The sequence below is a fragment of the Gilliamella sp. B2923 genome (assembly GCF_026536565.1).
GTDB lineage: Bacteria > Pseudomonadota > Gammaproteobacteria > Enterobacterales > Orbaceae > Gilliamella.
The window spans coordinates 149,778-156,676 of record NZ_JAFNNZ010000007.1 but is presented as its reverse complement, the minus strand read 5'-3'; the positions used below and the strand labels follow the sequence as shown (position 1 = coordinate 156,676).

At 36.8% G+C, this 6,899-nt stretch carries 5 protein-coding genes; 2 read left to right on the top strand and 3 right to left on the bottom strand.

Annotated elements, in window-relative coordinates; translation table 11 throughout:
• Positions 1–208: 208 nt before the first annotated feature.
• Entirely contained in the window at positions 209–1,738 is a 1,530-nt protein-coding gene (locus J3U42_RS09065; RefSeq protein WP_267336262.1) for an AMP-binding protein, read from the bottom strand.
• On the bottom strand, positions 1,735–2,574 hold the full coding sequence (locus tag J3U42_RS09060) for an SDR family NAD(P)-dependent oxidoreductase (protein WP_267336261.1): 840 nt from the start codon (positions 2,572–2,574) through the stop codon (positions 1,735–1,737). Before J3U42_RS09060 ends, J3U42_RS09065 begins: the two co-directional genes overlap by 4 nt.
• A gap of 552 nt (positions 2,575–3,126) precedes the next feature.
• Between J3U42_RS09060 and J3U42_RS09055 the strand changes: the two genes are divergently transcribed.
• Together J3U42_RS09055 and J3U42_RS09050 are read left to right on the top strand one after the other, a co-directional pair.
• Positions 3,127–3,561 (top strand): PTS sugar transporter subunit IIA, encoded by a 435-nt coding sequence (locus J3U42_RS09055; RefSeq protein WP_267336260.1) that lies wholly within the window; start codon positions 3,127–3,129, stop codon positions 3,559–3,561.
• Entirely contained in the window at positions 3,554–4,957 is a 1,404-nt protein-coding gene (locus J3U42_RS09050; RefSeq protein ID WP_267336259.1) for a PTS fructose transporter subunit IIC, read from the top strand. Before J3U42_RS09055 ends, J3U42_RS09050 begins: the two co-directional genes overlap by 8 nt.
• A gap of 139 nt (positions 4,958–5,096) precedes the next feature.
• On the opposite strand, the gene J3U42_RS09045 is transcribed toward J3U42_RS09050, so the two are convergent.
• Entirely contained in the window at positions 5,097–6,779 is a 1,683-nt protein-coding gene (locus J3U42_RS09045; RefSeq protein ID WP_267336258.1) for an amidohydrolase, read from the bottom strand.
• Between the last annotated feature and the right edge of the window lie 120 nt (positions 6,780–6,899).

Sequence of the window (6,899 nt, the reverse complement as noted above, 5' to 3'; positions counted from 1 at the left end):
ATTCATAAAGCCCGTTAATTTGCCTAAATCTTCCTGAGTTTTAATGCCTTTGGCGAGCTCTGCGGCCATTTCTCTTAGTTTTTTTTCGTCCATTTATATCTACCCATTTTTTACTCGTTAGAGTAGTTCAAAAATAGGCAAATACACAAATTTATTTATAGGGTCGAATATAATAATGGACAACAGTTCATTTATTGCTAACTAAATGTTATGCATTACTTAAATGATTAAAAAATAGCTTTTGTAATTTTTTACGGTTTATTTTTCCAATGCTTGTCATCGGTAGTTCGTCGATAAAAATGATTTTTTTTGGCATCTGATAACGGGCTATTTTTGATTTAAGCCAATCCTGTATTTTAGTTTCGGATTGTTCGGTATTAGGATTTAAAACAATAAAGGCGACCAATCTTTGCCCGAATTCTTCATCCGGCACACTTATCACTGTTACATCATTAATTTCCGGATGAGTTGATAAGCAGTGTTCAAGTTCATATGGATAAACATTTTCACCACCTGAAACAATCATATCATCAACTCGACCTGCTAAAAAGTAATAACCGTCAGCATCTTGATAGACTAAATCTCCTGTTGAAACCCAATGGTTGCCTACAGTTGACCAAGCACATTTAATAAACAACTCATGGTGTTTTTGTGATTCATTGTTTTGCTTCTGCAATTTAGTTGATAATCCTCTCAGCGGTTTACCAATGGTTTCTGGCTTAATAGAGAGATCATCGGGCGAGGCAATCATGCAAATACCTGCTTCTGATGTGCCATACAAATTGAATAATATCTTTCCAAGCGTAGTAATGACTTGATCAACTAATATTGCTGTAATTGGCGCTCCTCCGGTAATAATACATTTTAAACTAGTGAGTTGATGTTTAGAGCATTTCAACATCCTATTTAACATCAAAGGAACAAGTGTAACCACCTCTATTTGGTTACTCGCAATTAACCCACATGCTTTTTGACTATCAAATTTTTTTGTTAAAAACATTGTTGCACCTAATAACACAGCTATACATAAACTTGCCATGCCAAACCCATGATAAATAGGCGTTGCAATATAGATTTTTTGATAACGGAAAAGATTTAGTTTCACCAGTAGTTGACAAAATGGACTAATAAAATTTTGTGCCTTACTATCGCGCGCTGCTAATTTAAAACGACCTGTTGTGCCACTCGTTAAAACAGTAATTTTTGAGAAGTGGGTCGTTTTAATTTTTACATCAATTGTCGAGGTTGAAACTAATAGAGAGTGAATTGACATAAGGCTTTCATGATAAATGGGTAAGCTTTTTACATTTGATAAACACGCTATTTCTGGATCGTGAATTATCCAGTCAAAACCGACATTTTCGTGAATGGACTTAAGTTGATTTGTCGACAGTTCAGTATTGATAAGATAAACATCAACGCCTAATCTTGTCATAGCAAATAAAGTATGAACTAAGAGTAGGTGGTTGTGCGCTATAATAGCGACTTTTTGATGACGCTTTATTTTAAAATTAATTGCTAATTGTTTGGCAAGGTGCTGAGATTGGTTAAAAAGGGTACGATAATCGGTGCCAGTGCCGTTCTCATCGATAGCAATTTGGTTAGGAGAAAGTTTTTGACGAACATAAAGCAACGCCATTAAATTGATACCAACAATATGAATGCTATTTAATAAGTGCCAAATGCCTAATAAAGTTAATAATTTCTTTTTATATAGCGCTTTAATAAGTTTTATCATAGCTTTTTCTTCAAAAAATAACGGTTCAATTTAACCCAAATATTATTAAAAAATAATGAGGCAAGTTGAACAATAATGGCCCACCATGGTTTATATTGATGTTTTTTTGTTTGTAATAAACGGCAAATTATGGTTGCAGCTTCATCAGCTTGTAAGGCAGGAAATCTCTTATAAATCTTAGTAGGTTCAATCATTCGTGTTTTAACAAGAGGTAAATAAGCTGTTGAAACATTTATTTTCTGATTTTCCAATTCTGGCCTTGCACAGTTTAACCATTGGTCAAAGGCCGTTTTTGAGGCTTGATAAGCAGCCCAATTAGCCGTTGGGGCTAAAAGTACGTTTATGGCGGAAACATTAATAATTTGCCCTTGATTACGCTGTAAATGGGGAATTAACGCCAAGCAGAGTTTGACCGGTGCATAATAATTTAACTTCATCGTTCTATCAAAATCATGCATACGTGATAATGATTGCAGTATTGGTCGACAAATTGATTTGCCAGCATTATTGATTAAGATATCAACAGAGTATCGCTGTAAATTAGTCATTAAATTATCCAATTGTTCCGATTCGCGTAAATCAACTGAAAATATATCAATCTTAGCTTTTTTGTGAGCTAATGACTGCTGTATATTTATCAATTTATCATGTGTTCTAGCAACTAAAATAAGATGGCATTGAATATTGGCTAAAAGATTAACCAGACTTTCACCAATTCCATAGCTAGCGCCGGTAATGACAATCACTTTATTTTCTAATTGGCGATTTAATTTTGAATAATTAGGCTTAACGATTGGAAAGAGTACACAATTGAGAAGATTTGAGGAGTTGAACATTTTTGTACTGCCGGTAAACAATTGCGCATAGTATAAGGTAAACATTCAATCAGTCAACAAGTTAATGTTTTTTAAAATAAGTTGATTTTAAAGTTTATATCTAAATAAAAAACAGACCTTCCTTAAGAAACTTGAAATTATTGTATTGATCTCTAACTGTCAGTATTTCAAGCTTGTTTCTTACTAGCTTGCTTCTCACCTATTAAAATTTTTGCTTTATCAGCGTTAGCTACTAAGCTTAATAAACCTGAAGTTTTTTCTGTTAAATGTTTAAGTATCGTTATTATGCTGATAACAAATTGAAGCAAGCGGATTGGGTTGCTCCTCAGCTGATAATGCTTAGCGACGAGTTTTATTCGGTGTGAGAATTTGCTAATAAACGCAATGCTTATTTTCAAATTGATAAATTTTAAATCTTTCAGATTTGTGATCAAAGTCTAATTATTTAAGCCAAAAATTGAGTGTCAATAAAAAAGAATCGTTATATATTTGTTTTGTATATGTTTATTTTATTGAAATTTTATACAGAATAATAATTAAGAGGATTTATTTATGGCTTCAATTCCTGTTATTCCTGTCGAATTAACTGATGATATTGCTCAAGATAAATCATTAGTGATCCAATTAATGGCAGAAAGTAGTAAAGCGTATTTAACGGATGTCACACAATTTTTTCAAGATGTCATCGCTCATGAGCAAGAAATGGAAACAGATGTACTGACAGATATTGCCTTGCCTCATGCTAAAAGTGGAGCGGTCAAAACACCGTTTATTGTCATTGGTCGATATCTTAAAGGGGTAGTTTGGAATAATGATAACAAAGTCAAATTAGTTATTATGATTGGTGCTCCGCAACACGCTAATCAAGAACATCTCACCATTATTGCCAAATTAGCCTCCAATTTGGCAAATGATGAATTTGTCCAAGATTTACTCAATTGTAATACCCAACTACTTGCCGATAAGATTCGAGGTTTGTATGAATAAAGCGTCAGTGAAAAGCAAAAAGATCGTCGCAATTTGTGCTTGTACAGCCGGTATGGCACATACTTATATTGCTAAAGGGAAGATTGAAAATGAAGCCAAAAAACGTGGCTGGGATTGTAAAGTAGAAACGCAAGGTGCAGCAGGCATTGATAATGCTTTGGCGGAACAAGATTTAAAAAGTGCTGATGTGATTTTATTAGCAACGGATATTTCAATTGAAAATGCAGATAGATTAGAGCCATTTAACAATATCATTAAAGTGAGCACCGGCGAAGCGGTGAAAAACACCGTTAACATTTTTGATAATGCCGATAAGATTGCTACTCACGTGGTTAAAGACAGCATTGGCAAAGAGATTTTCAGAGCACTTAATACCGGTATCAGTAAATTTCTGCCGGTTATTATTGCCTCAGGCATACTCTTTTCCCTAGTGTTAATGACAGGTGAGGTGACTAACGATACCATATTGCCTCGTAATCAATTCTTTGCCGATCTTCAGCAAGTCGCTTTTTATGGCTTTGCGATGATGGTGCCGGTTTTAGCCGCTTATATGGCTTATTCTATTGGCGGTAACGCTGCGCTCGCACCGGCGTTTATTATGGGGTATGTGGTTAATAATCCTATTGGTGTTAATCAAGTCAGCACTGGTTTTATTGGTGCAATGATTTTTGGTATTTTAATCGGCTATTTTGTTAAGTGGTTTAAAACGGTTAAAGTTCATCCTGTTATTGCCTCAGTAATGCCTGTTATGATCATTCCAACGGTGACATTATTGGTTATGGCTCCGATCTATATCTATGGCTTATCTTATCCACTTGATTGGTTTGTCAAAGCCATGGTGGAAACACTAAAAGGTATGTCAGAAGTCAACGCGGCATTTTTAGGTATCGGTATTGGCATATTAGCGGCATTAGATATGGGTGGACCTTGTAGTAAAGCCGCCACGGCCTTTACGTTAGCCGCAATGGCAGAAGGGGTATATGGCCCTAATGGTGTATTTCGTATGTGCTGTGCCATTCCGCCATTAGGGTTAGCGTTGTCTTCGTTAATTGTGTCTCGAGCTAAATATACCAAAGAAGAAAAAGAGTTTGGTATCACAGCTTTCTTTCTGTCACTGGCTGGCATTACCGAAGGTGCAATCCCTTTTGCCGCCAAAGATCCTAAACGAGTGATTATTGCTATTGTGGTTGGTACAGCCATTGCCGGTATGTTAGGTATGATTAATGGTATCGATTCGCTGGTAGCATTTGGTGGACTAGTTGCTTTAGGTGGCGTAACGAAAGGTGCAGTTTGGTATGTGATCGATATGTTTATTGGCGCTTTTATTATTGCCGCCATTTTACACTTTACCCGAAAAAATGCCGATCAGACTGAAGAGGTCATTGAAGATCAGTAATCAATGATATTACACCGTCAATGCTGACGGTGTAATACTATCTAGTTGAGGCTGCATTATCAGCCCAAATTGACTATCTCGCCACACGATTGGAGATAGTCAACTTAAATTTTTATAGTAATAAAAACGCTTTTTTACTTTAATCTTGCTGATAAACTGTTTTACCACCGACAATTGTGGTTAACACTTTGACATTTTGCATATCGGTTGCCGGAATGGTAAATGGATTGCGATCTAAAATAATCAAATCAGCAAATTTACCTTTTTCAATTGAGCCAATATACTCGTCTTGTTTGAGCACATAAGCGGCACCAATGGTTGCACAGCGTAAAACTTCGGTAGCGGTTAAATTACGGTCACTGTTTAATCGTGGATGCTGTGCATCAATTTGTCGGGTCATGGCTACTTGAAAATCATACCACTCATTTAATGGATCGATTGGCCAATCGCTACCAAAGGCGCAGTTGACGCCTGCATCAATATATTGCCCATGGGATTCTAAACCGTTATAGCGCTTTTCGCCAAATAGTGTTTGATATTGTTCAACCATGGCATCGCTACAGCCAGCCCATTGGAATGAAAACACGACACAAGCATTTAATTGCTTATACCTTGCATATTGATGTGCTGCACTGAGTTCATTATGTGCCGTGCTAGGGCGGATATCGGCATCGGGTAATGCTTGGCGCATTTTTTCGATGGCATCAAGCACCACTTCAATGGCACCTTCGCCAACTGTATGCATATGTGGATGAAAACCGGCACGAGATGACTCTAAAATTAAAGCATTTAGCATCTCAGTTGAGTAGTATAAATCACCATAACGATCTTTTTCATGCTCAAGTTGATAAGGTTGCAACAGTCTTGCTGTCATTAATGGCGCTTGCATTACCCCGTCAACAAACAGTTTAGTATGTGAAATTTTAATACCGGGCTTAGGTTGCCAGTTTTTATCGTCGTAACGGCTGGCAAACTGTTTAACTTTTTCCAGTAAAGCCGGGATAGCTTCGATTGAGGTGACATCATCCGGCGGTAACTCACGTGCGCCAAATAAGCGTATAGTAAGTTGATCTTGCTGTTGTAGCTTTAAAAAGGCATCGGCTTGGGTTTCGGTTATCCGAGCATCCATAACCGCTGTTACCCCTTGTTTGTTTAGTTCCGCTTGTGCTAATTTAGCAATATGTGCGGCTTGTTCTTCGGTCAGTTTCGAAATACTATCAAAAGCACGCATGGCCGGCGCATCTTCTAAAATGCCATTCGGTTCACCGTCATCGGTGCGACCGATTTTACCGTCAGTCGGTTCCGGGGTATTTTTATCGATGCCGAATTTTTCCAAAGCCGTTGTGTTAGCAACCAAAGTATGACAGTCATTAGAAAACAAAATAACCGGGCGCTTGGTATTTAGCTTATCAAGGTCAAAACGAGTGATGTCAGTACCAATCGGCAGGACTTCTTGTCTTAGCCAACCACGAACTTGTAGCCAGTGTGAATCATGATTAGTTTCATCTTTATCTAAATAATCTTGAATAATGGCTAGCGTTTGTTCGACCGTTAAACTTTGATAGTTGAGATTGCAAGATGACAGTTGCATCCCACCCCAGAAGGTGTGCAAATGTGAATCAATAATGCCTGGCATCATTGTTTTGCCGTGCAGATCGTAAACTGTAGTATGATTATCTACATAATGACTGTTATTTATCTCTTGCGTGCTACCAGTGGCAATGATATAACCATTTTTAATTGCTATAGCTTCACAGACAGTATCTTGTCTATCTGCGGTATAAATGTAACCATTAATATAAATAACATCGGCTTTAGCCATTATTTGCGATTCCTTAAATGAAGAACAAAGTGAAAGGTGAACGATAGCAGATTTATAAAAAATTTGTCAAATGCAATAATTTTCTTTATTGTGTTTTAAGTTTATGCTACAAATAGGCGA